Source organism: Streptomyces chrestomyceticus JCM 4735, assembly GCF_003865135.1.
Classification (GTDB): Bacteria; Actinomycetota; Actinomycetes; order Streptomycetales; family Streptomycetaceae; genus Streptomyces; species Streptomyces chrestomyceticus.
Window position 1 is genome coordinate 673,177 of record NZ_BHZC01000001.1, and the last position, 16,914, is coordinate 690,090.

16 protein-coding genes are annotated in these 16,914 nt (G+C 72.5%); 6 read left to right on the plus strand and 10 right to left on the minus strand.

Annotation, left to right across the window (positions count from 1 at the left end):
- Window positions 1-7: 7 nt before the first annotated feature.
- The 5 genes from EJG53_RS02875 to EJG53_RS02895 all read right to left on the minus strand — a co-directional run bounded on the left by EJG53_RS02875 (window position 8) and on the right by EJG53_RS02895 (window position 5,923).
- Window positions 8-841: a DUF6042 family protein gene (locus EJG53_RS02875; RefSeq protein WP_125043437.1), complete on the minus strand. Its 834-nt coding sequence runs from the start codon at window positions 839-841 to the stop codon at window positions 8-10.
- A 116-nt stretch (window positions 842-957) separates the two neighbouring features.
- Complete coding sequence (locus EJG53_RS02880) at window positions 958-2,208, minus strand: FUSC family protein (protein WP_125043438.1); 1,251 nt, start codon at window positions 2,206-2,208, stop codon at window positions 958-960.
- Between the two features lie 171 nt (window positions 2,209-2,379).
- A complete protein-coding gene (locus EJG53_RS02885) occupies window positions 2,380-3,207 on the minus strand; it encodes a SigB/SigF/SigG family RNA polymerase sigma factor (RefSeq protein WP_125043439.1) in 828 nt (275 codons plus the stop codon).
- 303 nt (window positions 3,208-3,510) lie between these two features.
- The gene (locus EJG53_RS02890; RefSeq protein ID WP_125043440.1) at window positions 3,511-4,428 is read right to left on the minus strand and encodes an aminoglycoside phosphotransferase family protein; all 918 of its coding nucleotides are present in this window, start codon (window positions 4,426-4,428) and stop codon (window positions 3,511-3,513) included.
- A gap of 145 nt (window positions 4,429-4,573) precedes the next feature.
- A complete protein-coding gene (locus EJG53_RS02895) occupies window positions 4,574-5,923 on the minus strand; it encodes a cytochrome P450 (protein ID WP_125043441.1) in 1,350 nt (449 codons plus the stop codon).
- 397 nt (window positions 5,924-6,320) lie between these two features.
- Here EJG53_RS02895 and EJG53_RS02900 point away from each other — a divergent pair, with 397 nt between their 5' ends.
- The gene (locus tag EJG53_RS02900; protein WP_244954947.1) at window positions 6,321-7,715 is read left to right on the plus strand and encodes a cytochrome P450; all 1,395 of its coding nucleotides are present in this window, start codon (window positions 6,321-6,323) and stop codon (window positions 7,713-7,715) included.
- A 75-nt stretch (window positions 7,716-7,790) separates the two neighbouring features.
- Here the strand turns inward: EJG53_RS02900 and EJG53_RS02905 are convergent, their stop codons facing one another.
- On the minus strand, window positions 7,791-9,134 hold the full coding sequence (locus tag EJG53_RS02905; protein WP_167515030.1) for a cytochrome P450 family protein: 1,344 nt from the start codon (window positions 9,132-9,134) through the stop codon (window positions 7,791-7,793).
- 510 nt (window positions 9,135-9,644) lie between these two features.
- Between EJG53_RS02905 and EJG53_RS02910 the strand changes: the two genes are divergently transcribed.
- Window positions 9,645-9,986, plus strand: coding sequence for a hypothetical protein (locus EJG53_RS02910; RefSeq protein ID WP_050510956.1), 342 nt, complete (start codon window positions 9,645-9,647; stop codon window positions 9,984-9,986).
- 86 nt (window positions 9,987-10,072) lie between these two features.
- Here EJG53_RS02910 and EJG53_RS02915 read toward each other — a convergent pair whose 3' ends face one another.
- Window positions 10,073-10,516 carry a MarR family winged helix-turn-helix transcriptional regulator gene (locus EJG53_RS02915; protein WP_244954948.1) on the minus strand — a complete coding sequence of 148 codons (444 nt, stop codon included), beginning with the start codon at window positions 10,514-10,516 and terminating at the stop codon, window positions 10,073-10,075.
- A 194-nt stretch (window positions 10,517-10,710) separates the two neighbouring features.
- On the opposite strand from EJG53_RS02915, the gene EJG53_RS02920 reads away from it, so the two are divergent.
- Window positions 10,711-11,082, plus strand: coding sequence for a VOC family protein (locus EJG53_RS02920; protein ID WP_125043444.1), 372 nt, complete (start codon window positions 10,711-10,713; stop codon window positions 11,080-11,082).
- Here the strand turns inward: EJG53_RS02920 and EJG53_RS02925 are convergent.
- A complete protein-coding gene (locus EJG53_RS02925) occupies window positions 11,063-12,136 on the minus strand; it encodes a helix-turn-helix transcriptional regulator (protein ID WP_125043445.1) in 1,074 nt (357 codons plus the stop codon). The two genes, EJG53_RS02920 and EJG53_RS02925, sit on opposite strands and share 20 nt — an antisense overlap.
- A gap of 62 nt (window positions 12,137-12,198) precedes the next feature.
- Here EJG53_RS02925 and EJG53_RS02930 point away from each other — a divergent pair, with 62 nt between their 5' ends.
- Entirely contained in the window at window positions 12,199-13,740 is a 1,542-nt protein-coding gene (locus EJG53_RS02930; protein ID WP_125043446.1) for an MFS transporter, read from the plus strand.
- A gap of 504 nt (window positions 13,741-14,244) precedes the next feature.
- The gene (locus tag EJG53_RS40540) at window positions 14,245-14,385 is read left to right on the plus strand and encodes a hypothetical protein (RefSeq protein ID WP_154806352.1); all 141 of its coding nucleotides are present in this window, start codon (window positions 14,245-14,247) and stop codon (window positions 14,383-14,385) included.
- Window positions 14,386-14,400: 15 nt separating this feature from the next.
- On the opposite strand, the gene EJG53_RS02935 is transcribed toward EJG53_RS40540, so the two are convergent.
- Window positions 14,401-14,916, minus strand: a complete 516-nt coding sequence (locus EJG53_RS02935; protein ID WP_125043447.1) for a DUF1360 domain-containing protein — start codon at window positions 14,914-14,916, stop codon at window positions 14,401-14,403.
- A gap of 215 nt (window positions 14,917-15,131) precedes the next feature.
- Window positions 15,132-16,070, minus strand: a complete 939-nt coding sequence (locus EJG53_RS02940; RefSeq protein ID WP_125043448.1) for an SCO4651 family lipoprotein — start codon at window positions 16,068-16,070, stop codon at window positions 15,132-15,134.
- 391 nt (window positions 16,071-16,461) lie between these two features.
- On the opposite strand from EJG53_RS02940, the gene EJG53_RS02945 reads away from it, so the two are divergent.
- Entirely contained in the window at window positions 16,462-16,863 is a 402-nt protein-coding gene (locus tag EJG53_RS02945; RefSeq protein ID WP_125043449.1) for an STAS domain-containing protein, read from the plus strand.
- The last annotated feature ends 51 nt before the right edge of the window (window positions 16,864-16,914 follow it).

Genomic DNA, 16,914 nt, shown 5'->3' on the forward strand with positions numbered 1-16,914 from the left:
GGGCACGTCAGACGATGCGTACCGTCTGGTTGCGGCCTTCGTCGATACGGGCCCAGTCCAAGGAGATCAGGAAGCGGCTCTGCCCGGTCAGGTCCTTCGCCGCGACGGTGACGGGCGGTCGGCCGCGGTACAACTTGATCTCGCCCGTGCCGGTGGCGAGGTGGTCGAGGATGTCCCGCAGCCTGCCGGCCCCGAAGCCGGTGGCCTGCTTCAGCCGTTGCAGTGTCGTGATGAACTGCGCGGGGCGGCCGAGCGTGTGGGTGATGTGGTGCAGCAGGGCGCGTTCGGCCGGTCCGGAGTCCTGCACCCGCCGGAGGCTCCGGAGGCGTCCGAGGAGCTCTTCCGGCAGTCGCAGCACGTCCTCCGGCCGGGGGAAGCAGTCGGGCATCGTCCACCGCCCGTCCTCGCACCGGGCGATCCCCAGGCGCTCCATGACCGTCGCCAGGTCCCGCACGGTGGACGGTGCCGGGAGACCCGCCGCGCGCAGCGCCTCTTCGCACCACGCGCGGTGCGTCTGCGCGTCCGCCGTGATCCGCGCGGCCTCCTCGGGGCTGTCCGCTGCCTCCACGGCCTCCGCGTCCGGCCATACCAGCGGCGATTCCAGTCCCTGGCCGCCGATACCGCGCGGGGCACGCCGCGGGTCGTCGCCGAAGACCAGTACGGCGACGGCGTCGAGGTCACCCCTCAATTGCCGGGCGGTCGCGGTGCTCAACAGCATGACCGCCCACATGGCCTGGTGGAGCGGCATGACGACGGGCCAGCCGCTCTCGAACCAGTCGTTGTGGATGCACAGGGAGCCGTCACCCGGCAGGGTGGGAGCGTCGGTGGTCTCAGCAGACATGTCGTTCTCCTTGTCGGTTGAAAGGACTAACGACGGCGGCGGCGCACGGTGCTGGTGCCGGACGGCTGCAAACATCACCCGGACAGGTCCGCACCTGGGGGAATCCGGCACGGTGGTCACGCCTCGTCGACCTGCTGCTGGAGTACGTCACAGGTGTACTGGAACTCGTCCATCAGCCGGGTGGCCTCCACCACGAGCACTCCGTAGGGGTAGGCGGGGTCGGTCAGCGGCAGCCCGTCCTCCTCGGCCTGTTCGGTCACCTTGCGGCAGCACTCCTGGGCCCGGTCCGCCAGACCGCACAGTTCGCCGGCCTGGTCGGACAGCGATTCCTCGGTCAGCTCCCCCAGGACCTGGGTGATCCGGGAGATGGACTCCAGGAAGTCGGCGTAGCCGCGCAGGAAGCGCCGGTCCCGTTCGGCGCCGTCCTGGCGCCATTGATCGAGGCTGCGGGTGAGCGAGGCCATCTGGTACATGGTCCGCTCCAGTGCCTTGAGCACCGTGCCGTACCCCTCGAAGCCCTTACGGCCCCGGTGGCGGCCCAGGCGGTTGCGCGGGTTGTAGTAGAGGCTCTCGCGCGCCGTCCGCAGCCCGTTCTCGGCCTGGTTGATCAGCCCGCCGGTCTGTTCGGCGCGGCTGCGCCAGTGGCTGATGCGCTCCTCCTCCATCTCGCCCTCCCGCATCGCCGGGTACATGTCACTGACCAGGTCGCACAGGGCGCGGGCGAGGGTGTGGATGCCGTGTTCGGCGCTGCGGTAGCGCAGGGGCGGGACCAGGGCGACGTTGACGATCACGCCGACGCCGCACCCGATGAGGACCAGCAGGATGATCTGTCCCAGGTGAGTGATCTTATCGATCCCGGCCGGTGCCGAGACATAGGTGGAGAAGGCGAAGAAGGCCGCCGTCGCCACCTGGGAGCCCTGCGACCCGAGGGCCGGCCACCGGCCGATGGTGAGCGCCACCACCGCCACGAGGGCGAAGGTGAGCAGGTCCGGGCCGGCCAGGTACCCGAGGACGGCCTGCACGGCGACGCCGGTCGCCACCGCCCCCACGTACCGCAGCAACTGCAGCAGGGACTGGTACACCGTCACCTGCATGATCAGGACGGCGGAGAACGGCGCGAACGCCGGCGACTCCGCGTCGAGCACGTTGTAGGAGAACACCCAGGCGACGGTCGCCGCCAGCGTGCTCTTGCCGATGAGCAGCAGCGTGTGACGCTCGTGTCCCGCCGAGCCCCAGGCCCGGGTCCACCACTGCCGCACCCGGGCGAAGCGCCCCTGCTCGGCGGGCTGCTCGCGGTGGCCTTGCGAAGTGCCTTGCCGTGCGGGCCCGCGCTGTACGGGCTCTTGCTTCCGCGACTGACCGGCCATGCATGCTCCGTTCCTCTTCCGGTCCGCTTCTGTCGGTGGACCGTACGTTTTCACTCGGTACCCCGTCGGCGCGGCCACACCTCCTGCCTCGTCCGTCCCGGCAGCTCGGGAGCAGGGCGGAATCAGGGGACGGGACGGGAGGTGTGGCCGCGTACGGCGCCGTACGGTTGCTCAGGCGGCCTTGCGGTACTGCCCCGCCGGGGTCCGGGTCGCCTCCGTACGGATCCGGGCCAGCGCCCGGTTGAGCAGGCGGGAGACATGCATCTGCGACACGCCCAGTTCGGCGGCGATGGCGCTCTGCGTCATGTCCTCGAAGAACCGCAGGTACAGGATGCGGCGGTCCCGTTCGGGCAGCCGGGCCAGCACCGGTTTGACCGTCTCGCGGTCCTCGACGAGCGCGAAGGCGTCTTCGAGCGCGCCGAGGACGTGCAGCAGGGTGTGCTCGTCACCGCCTTCGCCGCCGTGGTCGAGGGCGGCGTCCAGGGACAGCGACCGGTAGCTCTCCAGCGCCCGCAGCCCGAGCGTGACGTCCTGCTCGGACAGGCCGGTGTGCGCGGCGATCTGTTCGGCGCCGGGCGTGCGCCCGTCCAGGGTGGTGCTGAGTTCCTTGACCGCGAGACGGACCTTGTTGCGCAGTTCCTGGATGCGGCGCGGCACGTGCACGTGCCAGGTGTGGTCGCGGAAGTGCCGCTTGAGCTCGCCCGTGATGGTGGGCACGGCGAACTGCTCGAACGCGTCCGCGCGGTCCGGGTCGAAGCGGTCGACGGCCTTGACCAGGCCGAGGGCGGCGACCTGCTTCAGGTCGTCGAGGTGTTCGCCGCGTTCCCGCAGCCGGTACGCGAGACGGTGGGCCATCGGCAGCCAGGCGGTGATGACGCGCCGGCGTATCTGCTCCTTGACCGGCCCGTCCTCCAGCGTTGCCAGCAGCCGGAACTCGTCGCTGGTGTCGACATCCTTGGCACCGCGCTCATGGGGGCGCGCGGTCGCGGGGGTGGCCATCGCCGGCTCTCCTTTACCGCTTCACTCGGGTGGTCACAGGCAGGCGGGAGGCCGGTCCGGAAAACGGCAGACGGGCCCCTCGGCCTGGAAAAGGGAAGGGTGCCTACGGTTCCGAAGCACTGCCGCTCGTGTGTCCCGGCCGGCTGGCCTTACACCCGGTATGCGTGCGGTATCGCTGTGGTGTGAGTCACGGAGCTGGCGCCCCCTGCCGGACGGCCCCGCGGTACGGCCGCCTCGTCGGACGGCCGGCGCGTTTCGCGGCCACCCCGCCGCACGCGCGCCGCACCGGCGCCCCGCTACCGGCTACCGGCGCAGCAACGCCTCCGCGACGGTGACCTGCGACGGGGCGAGTGCCGTCGCCCCGTCCTCGATGTCCCACAGGGAGTTCTGCAGCAGCCGGCCCAGCGTCCAACCGGCCGCCCGCTCACGGTCCAGCCCGAGCGCCTCGGTGAGCAGGTCGAACCGGCGGCGCACCACGCGGTGCGCCCGGCCCGTCGCGGCGATCTCCTCCCACCGGCTGTCCAGGGCGGGCCACAGGTCGAAGCCGGGGTCGCCGGCCAGCGGTTCCGGGTCGATGGCGAGCCACGGTTCGCGCTCCCCGGCCAGCACGTTGTCGTGGTGCAGGTCCCAGTGCAGCAACCGGTCCCCCGGCTCGCCGGCCAGGTCGGCCACCACCGAGGCCCAGCGCCGCAGGTGCCGGCGGTCGGCGGGGTCGGACAGCGCCGTCACCGCCCCGGGCGTCCGCTCCAGCATGCCGGCGGCGATGTCGCCGAGTCCGCGCAGGCCCGCCGGGGCGGGGACGGCGACGAGGCGCCGCAGCAGTCCGGCCAGGATGGCCGTCGCGGTGTCGTCGTCCGCGACGGAGGCGAGCGTACGGGCTCCGTCCAGCCGTTCCAGCAGCATGACGCCGCCCGTCCGGTCGTGCGCGATCAGCCGTACGGCGCCGTCACCGTTCCAGGTGCGCAGTCCGACCAGTGCGGCGTCGGTCTCCTCCGTGGGGAGCTGGCACCGCAGGACGGCGCGCGTCCCGTCCGTACGCACGACCGGCAGGACGAGCGAGGCCATCCCGGACCGGGCCCCGCCGTCCCGCCTCAGTTCCCAGCGCTCCAGGAACTCCGCGACCTGGGCGGGCAGGGCGGCGAGCCAGGCCCGTCCGGCGTCGCTCTTGCCGTACGACGCGGTCAGCGCGTCCGGGACGTCGACGCTTTCCGAGGTGCTCATCGGGGAGGTTCCTTATGCCGGGGTCTGGGCCGGGGCCGGGCCGGGGCCGCCGGGCCGTGACTGCCGGGGCCGGGCCCGGGGACCGCGCCGCGAACCTACCGGACTTCCGCGCGGCGCGATCATGGGTGGTGGCTTTCCGGCCACGTCAGGGGCGGCGCTCGGTGACGGTCATGGGGATGCGGTCGGCCGCCGCCACCGCCGAGGCGATCTCCTTCGGGGTGTGGCCGGGTACGGGGACGAGCTTCCACTTCGGGAGCCAGGTGGCCAGGGCGATGGTCGCCTCGGTGTAGATGAACTGGTCGCCGAGGCACTTGCGGTTGCCGGCCCCGAAGGGGATGAACGTCTCGCGGCCGAGGCCGGCTTCCCGCTGCCGCTCGGGCAGCCACCGGTCGGGGTCGAAGCGGTCGGCGTGGGCGTAGACGTTCGGGTCGCGGTGCAGGGCGTAGAGGCTGAAGGCGACCTCGGTGCCGGCCGGCAGCCGCACGCCGTTCAGGACCACCGGTTCGGTGGCCCGGCGCATGAGGAGGGTGACCCCGTGCAGGCGGATCACCTCGTCCAGGACCCGGCGGACGGTCGGCAGGCGGGGCACGTCCTCGACGGTCACCGGGCGGTCGCCGACGGTCTCCGCGATCTCCGCCACCACCTGCCGTTCCACCTCGGGGTGCCCGGCCAGTTCGTGGAAGGCCCAGGCGAGGGTGCCCGCCGTGGTCTCGGCGCCGGCGAAGAGGATGGTGCTCAGCTCGTCCCGTACCTCGGTGTCGGACAGCCGGTCGCCCTCCGCGAGCAGCAGCGACAGCAGGTCGTCGTGGCCGGTGTGCTGTTCGGTGCGCGCGGTCCTGATCACCTCGTCGATGACCTGGCGCAGCTCGGCGACCGCGGCGTCGAACTCGCGGTTGGGGCGGATCGGCAGCCGGTCGAGGATCTTCGGGGAGGCCGCGCGGAGCAGCAGGTTCTTCAGGGCGATCGGCAGGTTTCTGCGGATGGCCTCCACCGCGGGCCGGCCGATGTCGGAGGAGAACATGGTGGAGGCCAGCGTCTCGATGCTGAAGGCGGCCATCTCGTGGGCCACGTCGAGCTCCTGACCGGCCGTCCACCGGTCGGAGACGGCGAGGGCGTTGCGCCGCATCGTGTCGGAGTAGGCCGCGATGCGCTCCTTGGCGAACATCGGCTGGATGAGCCGCCGGTGCGCGCGGTGCAGTTCGCCGTTGGCGTTGGCCAGGCCGTTGCCCGCGAGGGGCCGCAGCCGGTCGAAGAAACGTCCCTTCTCGAAGGAGCGGGCCTGGCGCACCGTCACCTCGTGGACGACCTCGGCGGATGTCGCGACGTAGATGGGCATCGTGCCGAGGTTCAGGCGTACGAGCTCGCCGTGCGCCCGCAGGGACGTCATGAACCCGAACGGATCGCGCCACAAGCTCACCGCGTGCCCGAGCAGCGGCACCGCTCCGGGCGCGCGCGGGACCGACTCCGTACCGACCGACTGCTCCGCTACTGCCACGACTCGTCCTTTGCTCGGGCGGAGCGCCGCACCGGGAGGTACGGCGCACGCCGGCGGGCCGGAGCGGGCGAGGCACCGTCAGAGGCGGTGCGGAGTGGCGGCGTTGTGCCCGCCGCGCTTCCGTGGTGCCGCACCGACATCGCTGGCCCCTCCGTTCCGGTTACCGGCCATCCATCATGATCAATTGTCCGGCAGGTGCCGTAAAGGGGGCGTCCCGGGCCGGTTTCCGCCCCGGAGGGACCGTTCACCTCCTCCTCGCGTGCCCTTTCCGGCCCGTTCCGTTCGGCCCCGTGCCGCCCGGCCGCAGGGCACGCGGACCGTGTACGGGCTGGGTACGGGAGCGCCATGCCCCGGAGATATGCTGCGCGTTGCCCCGCCGCTGCTTCTCGGAGGACCTGTGACCAGCCCCTTTCCCGGCTCCCCCAGCACCCCGTCCCTGCCGTCCCCGCCCGCGCAGTGCCCCGCTCACGCACAGGGAGCCGGCGGACTGCGGCGGCTGTACGGGCCCGAGGCGGAACGCGCACCGCACGAACTGTACGAGCGGCTCCGCCAGGAGCACGGGCCGGTGGCGCCCGTCCTGCTGCCCGGCGAGATCAGGGCCTGGCTCGTCCTGGGACACCAGGAGAACCTGGACGTCCTGCGCAACCCGCTGCTGTTCTCCGCCGACTCCCGCCGCTGGAACGTCCGCCTGGCGCCCGACTCGCCGCTGCTGCCCATCACCGCGTACCAGCCGGTCATCGCCTTCGCCGACGGCGACGAGCACGCCCGGCTGCGCAGCGCGGTCACCGACAGCCTGGCGCGCATCAACCGGCACGGGAACCGCCGCTACGTGGTGCGCTACACCGACCGTCTGCTCCACGCGTTCGCCGCGGCCGGCCAGGCCGACCTGGTGACCGACTTCGCGGAGAAGCTGCCGATCCTGGTGCTGAGCCGGCAGTTCGGCATACCCGAGCAGGACGCGCTGCCGCTGGGCGAGGCCGTACGCGACCTGGTGCGGCCCACCGAGACCGCCGTGAAGAGCAACCAGATCGTCGTCGAGACGATGGAAGAGCTGATCCGGCGCAAGAAGGCCGTGCCCGGCGACGACCTCACCAGTTGGCTGCTGCGCCACGAGGCGGGCCTGTCCGACGACGAGGTGCTCCAGCACCTGCGGCACGCCCTGGTCGCCGCGAACGAGAACACCGCCAACCTGGTGGCGAACACGCTGCGGATGGTGCTCACCGACCGCCGCTTCCGCGGCAACCTGGCGGGCGGTCAGATGACGCTGCCGGACGCGCTGGACCAGGTGATGTGGGACCAGCCGCCGCTCTCGCTGATCCCGAACCGCTGGGCCACCGGCGACACGGTGCTCGGCGGGCAGCGGATCAACGGCGGCGACATGGTGCTGCTCGGTCTGTCCGCCGGCAACCGCGACCCCGCCGTGCGCCCGGACCTGTCCACGCCCGTGCACGGCAACCGTTCGCACCTGGCCTTCGGCAAGGGCCCGCACGAGTGCCCCGGCATGGACATCGGACGGGCCATCGCCGACACCGCCATCGACACGCTGCTCGCGCGGCTTCCCGACATCCAACTCGCCGTACCGGAGACCGAGTTGTCGGTCACCACCTCGATGGTATCCAGCCGTCTGAACACCCTGCCCGTGCACTTCACCCCGCAGCGGCCCAGGCAGGGCGCGTCCGCGGGCGCGCAGCCGCAGCCCCGCGTGGAGCCCAGGGGCACGGCCGCCATGGCCGCGACGCCTGCCGCGGCGCCGGACCGCGGGTCGTGGCGGAAGCGGATTCTTCCGCGGTAGGCGGGCGGCGACGACGGGGCAGGGGCCGGGGGCTGTGACCGCATACGGGCGGGGTCACAGCCCCTGGGCGTACCGTCAGCCGCGCGGGCGCCCGGCGTTCAGCCGGACCGGCAGGGTGCGGACGCCCTGGACGGAGATGGATGCCAGCCGCTCCGGGGCGGCGGCGGCCTCCAGGTCCGGATAGCGGGTGAAGAGCGCCTTCAGCGCGATCCTGGCCTCCAGGCGCGCCAGTCGCGCCCCCAGGCAGTAGTGCGCGCCGTGACCGAACGCGAGGTGGTCACGGCGCGTGGGGCGGGCCGGGTCGAAGACGTCGGGGTCCGTGTGGCGGCCCGGGTCCCGGCCCGCGGCGAACAGGCCGGCGAGGACGGGTTCGCCCCGGGACACCCGGACCCCGGCTATGTCGACGTCTTCGACGGCGTAGCGCATCAGGGCGTGCCGTACCGGCGAGGAGTACCGGAGCGTCTCGTCGACCAGCGCGGTCCAGATGTCGTCGTCCGCGTCGTCGGCCTCGGTGACCGCGCTTCCGTCGCCGGCGCCCGCTTCAGTACGGGCGCCACGGCCGCCGTGGGCAAAGGGGCAGGCGCCCCCTCCGTCCCCGTTACGGGCCGCTTCGCGGACGTACGCCAGCTTGTCCGGGTGCTCCAGGAGCGCGTGCACCGCGCTGCTGATGAGGTTGAGCGTGGTCTCGTGCCCGGCGATGAGGATCAGGAAGAGCGTCTCGACCAGTTCCTCCTCGCTGAGCCGGTCGCCGTCGTCGCGTGCCTGGATCAGGGCGCTGGTCAGGTCGTCGCCCGGCGCCGCCCGCTTGGCGGCGATCAGCGCGGTCAGCGACCGGTGGATCTCCGCCTGGGCGACGCGGATGTCCTCCGCGCCGTCCTCCTGCGGGGTGACCAGGCGCTCGAAGGCGCCGCGCAGCCCGGACACCGCGGTGTCCGGCACGCCCAGCACCTCGCAGATGACCCGTACCGGGAGCCGGTAGGCGTAGCGGTCGCGCAGATCGACCGGCTCGCGCGGGTCCGCCGCCGCGAGGTCGTCGAGCAGTTGCCCGGCGATCTCCGTGATCCGGCCTTCGAGCGCCGCGATGGGCGCCCGGGTGAACGCGCTGCTCGCCAGTTTCCGCAGCCGCCGGTGATCGTCGCCGCCGGCGTGCAGCATGCCGGCGCCGCGGATGACGGCGATCAGTTCCCAGTGGTCGGGGACGCGGCCGGAGGCCAGGTCCGGCCAGTACGCGGCGTCCTTGGTCAGCTCCGGGTGACCGAGGACCAACTGGGCGGTGGTGTGGTCCACCGCCGCCCAGGCCGCCACGTCACCCGGAAGTCTCACCGGCACCAGGCCCCCTTCCGTATGGAGCTGTCTCGCCTCCTCCGCCGGATCGGCCTGCGGGACCAACGGGAACAGCGGACGGTGCGTCAGCGACACGACAACTCCAGGAACAACCATCATTACGGACACATACGACGAGAGCCCACATCACGAGCCCCGCCCCACAATCTGCCCCGACCTTCACCTGGATGAATCCACCGCGCCAGGTGCTGTCGCCCACACCTCTCCGCGCACGCCCGGACCGCCGGCCCCGCCCGCAAGGTGGCAGGTGCGCCAGGCCGGGCGTCCGAAGACGGGAGTCGACTGGCTTGAGTACGGCCGTCCTGTGCGGTCCACGGGCATGCCGAGGCTCCGGCATGGGCGGTATCGCGCCAGAAAACCCGCCCCTCCGGCGACGCTGCCGACCCAGCGGCCCCCGCCCCTCACCGGCGCACCTCCCGCACAAGGCGGCGCCGGGATGTGCCGTACACCGGCGGATGGCCGCATTCTTGGCCTGTGCGCCGAGCGAACCGGTCGGCGTCATTCACCCTGCGGATTCCGGCCTCCGCGGGGCTATCTTGGCTGGCGGCCCGGGGAGCGGCCCCGAGCCGGAGCGAGGGGGAAGACATGGCCAACGCGGACTTCCGGGCCAGGACGTCGATCCGCCGGAACCAGGCCTGGACATCCGGTGACGGCAACACCCTTCTGCGCCTGCAGGAAGACGGCAACTTCGTCGTCTACCGCCAGGGCAAGGCGGCCTGGCAGGCGGACAACGTGTACCCGAACGGTGACACGGCGGCCTTCGAATTGAACGGCGACCTCGTCGTTTACGACTCCAACGGCCGGCAGATCTGGCACTCCGACACCGGCGGCAACCACGGAGCCCTGTTCTCCGTGCAGGACGACGGCAACATCGTCATCTACAACGCCGACGGCCGCCCGATCTGGCAGACCGACACCGCGGGCTGACACCGCGTACCGACACGGCGAGCCGAGCCCCTGCCGACGTTCCGCGACACCGCGGCGGCAGGGGCTTGCGCCGTGTGGCGCCGCGGTCAGTCGCCGAGGGCCTCCGTCATGCGGTCGAGGTCGGCGAGGAGGGCGGTCAGGCGCTGCTGCGGGATGGCGGCGACCATCCGCCGCTCGATGGCGTAGACGGCGCCACGGGCCAGTTCGAGGCGGCCGCGGCCCGCGTCGGTGAGATGGGCGGGCAGGGCGCGGCCGTGGTCCGTGGTGCGCGGCCGGGAGACCAGCTCCGCGTCCTGCAGGCCGCGCAGTACGACGTTCATGGACTGCCGCGTGACGAACGTGCCGCGGGCGAGTTCGGCGTTGGACAGACCGGGCTGGTGGTCGAGCAGTTCGAGGCAGGAGTACTGCGGCACCGTCAGGCCGTACTCGCGCAGGGCCTTGTCCATGGCGCCGCGCAGGGCGGCGGCGGAGCGTTTGAGGCGGTACCCCACGTGCTCGGTGATGTCCTGGACGGGGTGCGGCGGCTGCACGGGCGCACGGTCCTCCGCGGCTCTCCGCTCCTCCGCGGGCTTCCGACGCTCCGTGGGCTTCCGGTGTTCTGCGGGCTTCCGGTCTTCCATGTCAGGAGTTTGACACAGCTTCCCGCCGTCCGTACATTCCTCGATGTCAAAGTCCTGACTTCACCGGTCCCGGCACGCCGGACACCACGGAATGGGGAAGCCCTATGACCGCCACCCTCCTCGGCCCCGACTTCGTCGCTCTGCAGGTACGCGACGTCGAAGCGGCGGCCGCCTTCTGCGAGCAGCACCTCGGTCTGCGCCGGGCCCCCGCGTCACCCCCCGGCGCGGTGGTGTTCGCCACCGAGCCCGTCGCGTTCGCCGTCCGCGAGCCGCTGCCGGGCGTGGACCTCGACGGGGCCGACCGGCCCGGCCTCGGGGTGGCCCTGTGGTTCCGCACCACGGACGCCCAGGAACTCCACGACCAGCTCGTCGCCGCCGGGGTGACCGTCCTCAGCCCGCCGCGGACCACTCCGTTCGGCCTGGCCTTCACCTTCGCCGGTCCCGAGGGGTACGCCATCACGGCGCACGGAAACTGACCGACGGCGCCGGGCTCCCCGGAGCCTCCCCGCCGGCGGGCCGCCCGGCCTGGTGGCCCGCCGCCGCCTTCGCGTAACGGTGGGCCAGTTCCTCGCACGCCGCGGCCAGTTCCAGCGGGCCGATCACTTCGATGTCGCAGGCGAAGGTTCCGATCAGGGCCGCCAGCCCCGGCCACGACCAGGCGCCGAGGCCGAGCCGGCAGCGGCCCGGGCCGGCTTCCTCGACCACGGCACCGCCGGGCGCCCAGCGGGCGACGACCGCGGCGGGGGCGTCGAGGATCACCTCGCCGTGGCAGGCCCACTGGTCCGGAGCGTCGCCGCGGTCGAGCTGCCCGACGACGAACGCCGTCACATCGGCGCCGGGCAGGTCCCGCGGCGCGAAGCGGAGCCCGGTGGGCGCGTGCGGGGCGATCCGGTCGACCCGGAAGGTACGCCAGTGGGACCGCTCCACGTCCCATGCGACGAGGTACCAGCGGCCCGACCACATCACGAGGTGATGCGGCTCCACCCGGAACGGCCGCTCCGGTTCCTCGTCAGCAGCCCCCGCCGTACGGGCGGGCCCGCCGCTGCTCGCGTGGTCGAAGGTCAGCACCTCGCGGTGGCGGACGGCGGTGCCCACGGCGAGCAGCACCCGGGAGTCGACCGGGGGCGCCGCGAGGTCCCAGGCGTTGTCGATCGACGTCACCCGCACCGCGTCGACCCGTTGCCGCAGCCGCTTCGGCATGACCTGGCGGACGGTGGCGAGTGCGCGGGCGGCCGCTTCTCCGAGGCCGGCCACCGTGGAGGGAGCGGTCTGCAGTGCGACGGCGACCGCGATGGCCTGCTCGTCGTCGAACAGCAGGGGCGGGATCTTCGCGCCCGCGTCCAGCCTGTACGCGCCTCCCGGCCCTTTGCTGACACGTACGGGATAGCCCAGTTCCCGAAGCCTGCCGATGTCCCGGCGCACCGTGCGCGGACTCACCTCCAGGCGTTCCGCCAGTACCGAAGCCGGCCAGTCGCGCCGGGACTGGAAGAGGGAGAGCAGGAGGAGAAGGCGCGCCGATGTTTCTGCCATGGCCCCAACGTGCCAGGAATAGCGGCCGTCAGGTGGCCGGTACTCCTGTGACGCTGGCCCGCATGACCACTTCTTCCCACCTGGGCGGCGGCGCGGCGGCCGCCGTCCCCGCAGATCAGACGGCACCGGAGCCGGGAGCGCAGCTCGCTGCCGCTTCCGGCCCTTCCTCGGTGATCGCCCTCGTCGTGGTGCTCGTCGCCTCGTTCATGGAACTGCTGGACGCGACGATCGTCACGGTCGCCGCCCCGGCGATCGCCGACGGACTGGGGGCCGGTGAGGCCGCCCTCCAATGGACGGTCGCCGGGTACACCCTCGCGCTCGGCGCCGGGCTGATCACCGGTGGGCGCGTCGGCGACCAGTTCGGACGGCGGCGCGTCTTCCTGACCGGGCTGGCGGCGTTCGCGGTGGCCTCGGCGGCCTGCGCGCTCGCGCCGGACCCGGCGGTCCTCGTCGCCACCCGTGTCGGCCAGGGGCTGGCGGGCGGGCTGATGGTGCCCCAGGTGTTCGGCATCATCCGGTCGTCCTTCGCGCCGGCCGCCCGGGCGAAGGCGTTCGGCGCGTACGGGGCGGTGCTCGGGCTCGCCTCGGTGGCGGGTCCGCTGCTCGGCGGTCTGCTCGTCGACGCGGACGTGTTCGGTCTGGGCTGGCGGACGATCTTCTGGGTGAACGTTCCGGTCGCGGCCGTCGGACTCGTACTCGGCGTGCGGTTCCTGCCCGAGTCGAACGGGGCCGGGCGGGCCCCGCTGGACCTGCCCGGCGCGGCGCTCGCGGCGGCGGCCGCGGTGTGCGTCCTCCTGCCTCTGGTCCAGGGGCACGCCCAAGGCTGGCCCTGGTGGGGCTTCGTCCTCCTGGCCCTGTCGGTACCGGTCACGGCCCTGTTCCTCAGGAGGGAACGCCGCCTGGTCGCGTGCGGCGGTCAGCCGGTCCTCGATCCGGGGCTGTTGCGGGTACGGGCCTTCAGCAGCGGGCTGGCCGCCTCCGCGCTGTTCTTCGGCGCCATCGGATCGTTCTTCCTGCTGCTGTCGCTGTACCTCCAGTACGGCACCGGCCGCTCGGCCCTGGAAGCCGGGCTGGTGATCCTCCCGTACGCGGTCGGCTCGATCCTCACGTCGGGAGCCGGTGTGCAACTGGCCGCCCGCGCGGGGCGTCTGCTGCTCGTCACCGGTTCGCTCGTCCTCGCCGTCTCGCAGCTCCTCCTGCTGCTCGTCGTACACGGCGGGGACGCCCCTTCGTACTGGGAGCTGGCGCTGCCGCTGTTCATCGGCGGGCTCGGGCTGGGGCTCACCTCGCCCTCGCTGGTCGACGTCGTCCTCACCGGGGTGCCCGCGCGGGACGCCGGCGCCGCCGGCGGCGTGCTCACCACCGTCGGCCAGATCGGGAACGCGATCGGCGTGGCCGCCTTGGGCGTGGGGTTCTTCACCGCACTGGACACGGCCTCCGCGGCGGGGTCTCCCCCGCTCACGGCCTATGGAGACGCGTTCTCCTCCGTCCTGCCGTGGCAGATCGCGTGCTACGTCGTGGCGGCGGCACTGATGCTGCTGCTCCCCAAGCACCCGGACGCTCCAGGAGGCGGTCCGGTGACGGCGAGTGATGCGGAGAGGTGAGAGGGCCGCGGGTGGCGTGCGGCTTCGCCGGGGCAGTGACGCGCTGGGAGCGGAGCGGCGTGCCGCGGATGGAGCAGTGCTCCGTCGGTGGAGCAGCGCTCCCTGAGGGAGTGCTGCTGCGCGGCGGAGTGGTGGGCCGGGTTCCGGGCGGGCGAGCCGTCCGGAACCCGGCCGTGCGGCGGCCTCTGGGGCGGCTGATCAGTGGCGGGGTGCGCCGTGGATGATTTCTGCGCCCCCTGATGACGACCCGTGCTCCGGTATGCGCTTCGTGCGCCGGTGCCGCGCGTCCGTGGCCTCGACGTAACCGTTCCTAGGGGGTTTTGTGATGTTTTTGTAGGCGCACTCTGTGCTTGGGGGAGTCATGGACTTCGGGGGCCGGGGGGAGGGCATCATGTGTGACAGCCAGTACGGCGCCCAGGTCATCCACGGGCCCGACGGCAGATCGTCATGCAACTGCGGAGCAGCCGGATGACAGAGAACCATGGTGTCCCGACGGAGGAAAGTGTGAGCGCCGGCGAACCACTGCCGGTGTACTTCACCTCCGCCACCTGCCCGGAGTGCCAGAGCGCGAACGACGGCCTCAACGGCCGTTTCGCGTGCGGCGCTTGCGGCACCACGTACGCATTGGAGCCGCCCACACTCTGACTCCCGGGCAGCGCCTCACCCCTCGGCCCGCTGCTGCGTGGCGCTCCAGGCGTACTGCAGCCAGTCCGAGACCGTGACGGCACTCAGTCCGCAGGCGGCCAGCCGGGTGGCCCGCGGGGCGACGGCATAACCGCAGACCAGCGAGGTGCCGACCCAGGCGGCCAGGCAGAAGGGGCAGGCGAGCAGTTCGCCGGTGGCCAGGCGGAGCCCGTGGCCCCGGGGCTCGTCCATCACTTCATTGGCGCCGGCGGTCCCCGTACGCCGGGTGAACGGCGCCCGCACCAGACCGGTGATCTTGTCCCTGGCCAGCAGCCGCGACACCTTGTACGTCGCCGTCCCCAGGAGCAGCACGTCCCACGGAGGCACCCGGGCGGGCAGGGTACGTCCGGACCTCCGGAAGCCCAGCGCGAACAGGGCCGTGGCCGTCAGATAGGTCCCGGCCAGCACGGCGTAGCCCCGCAGGGGCACCTCCTCCGCTTCCGCCTCCGGGCCGCCGGGCCCGCCTTCTTCCGGGAACCGGTTGACTGCCATGCTGCCTCCTACGACGACGCCGAGGCTGGACCGGTACCCCCGGAACCGCCCGGTGCACGCCGACGAGACCGAGATGCGACCGAATGCGTCACCGATTTCTTCGGCTGGACCGAATCGGCACATCCGCCCGGCCGTGCATCGGCCCACCGGGCCCACGCAGGCCGGGACGTGCCCCCCGGGAAGCGGCCCGCCTCCCGGCCCGGCGCAGCCACCTGTCAGGCGGCGCCGGCACCGCCCTTCGCCCGGGCCGCGAGGTCCTTGAGCATCTGTATCAGGTCGGCCGTCTCACCGGCGGGCGGCGCCTTCACCGACGCCGTGGTGCCGTAGTCGGAGTAGGTCGAGGTGACGCGCATCGTGCCCTGCGGCGTCTTGATCTGCGAGTCCATCTTCACCGGGTACTGGTCACCGTCGACCCAGACGTCGTAGTCGTACCCCTTGATGCCGGTCTTCCCCATGTTCGCGACCAGCTTCTCGCGCTCGGCGGGCGTGAGCAGCTCCACGGTCTTGCGGCCCTTGATGGCCTCCTGGACCGTCAGCGAGCCCCGGTAGTGCCGCACCTTCCGGCCGTCCACCTCGGCGGGCCCGAGGTCCTTGATGTCCCGGGAGTTGAGCAGCATGGCGAGCTGCTGGGACGGGTCCTGCTGCATGTCCTGCAGACCGGCGGCCATCTGCTGGGCGGCCTTGCCGCCGGCCTCCGCCGCGGCCGCCTTCAGGTCGATCTTGGCCCACTTCTTGTCACCGTAACCGTCGATCTGCGCGCCCATGCCGGTGCGCAGGTCGGTGTAGATGGCGTCGTCGGCCCAGATCACGTGGTTCTTCTCGGCGCCGCCGGCCGCCGCGCCGGGCTTGCTCTCGGTCACCGTCACGTCCATGGCCAGCGGGTGCCAGCCCATGACGCCGGCCACCCGCGTCTCGCCGCCGCCCTTCAGCGACGCGGGCAGCGTCATGGTCATCGAGACCTTCGCGGACTTCGCCGCCGCCGTCTTCTTGTACGCCGCCGTGAGCGCCTGCACCGACGCGCTCTGCCCCGCGCCCTGCTCGGCGCCCTCGGCCGCCTTGGTCTTGTCCCCGCCGTCCTGGCAGCTCGTCAGGCTCGCCGCCACGGCCACGGCCGCCAGCGTCACTCCCACGCGCCGCGCGATGTGCTGGTGCACGTCCCACCCCTGTTGCTCCACCCGTGGCGGTACCGCGTAGGCGCCACCTGGGTCAGTCCTGTTACCTACGCGACGCACAGTAATGCATAGGTCTGACATTCCGGTCCGACCAGGGCAGACCCCCGCCACTCCGGCCGGCCGGCACCTCCTGGACCACGAGCTGGTCGCGTGCGACTTCGGCCGGTTGGGCGGGCTCCCACCTGGCCGAGGGGAGGGTGAAGACGTTTCATCTTCGCCATCTCCGTCCGCCGGAGGCACGTACACATGTGCGACCGCGCCATGGGAACTGATTTTCGCGTACGTCGGCGGAGGCGTAACCCACACGTCGCCGGAGAACCCGGACCTTCGCGCAGCGCGCTTCCCGAACCGCTCCGACGAAAGGTGGCCGGCCATGACCTCGCCTGCCGCGGGTTCCCGCTACCACTTGCTCACCCTCACCGGCCATCCCCCGACGGCCGCGGGACGCCTGGTCAGGGCTGTCCGGTCCGGGGCGACGACCCCGACGGTCCTGGTGGACGTGACCGCGGCCGGTGACCTGGACGTGGAGGCGCTGGGGGCGCTGGCCCGCCTGTCGATGCTGCTGCGTTCGACCGGGGGCGGAGTGGTGCTGGTCGGCGCCGGTCCCGTGGCACGCCAGTTGACCGCCCGTACCGGCACCGCCTGGCTGCTGCCCGCCCACCGCGACGTAGAGGCCGCAGTGGCCGCCCTGCCCGCCTCCGGGCGGCCGTGGACGGCCACCGAGCTGGCGCCGGGCCGCAGCAGCGCCTTACCCCGGCCCGCGGAGGGCAACTGAGCGGCGCGGAACGAGGGACAACGAGGGACAGGGGCCGCCCGGGCCCGGTGG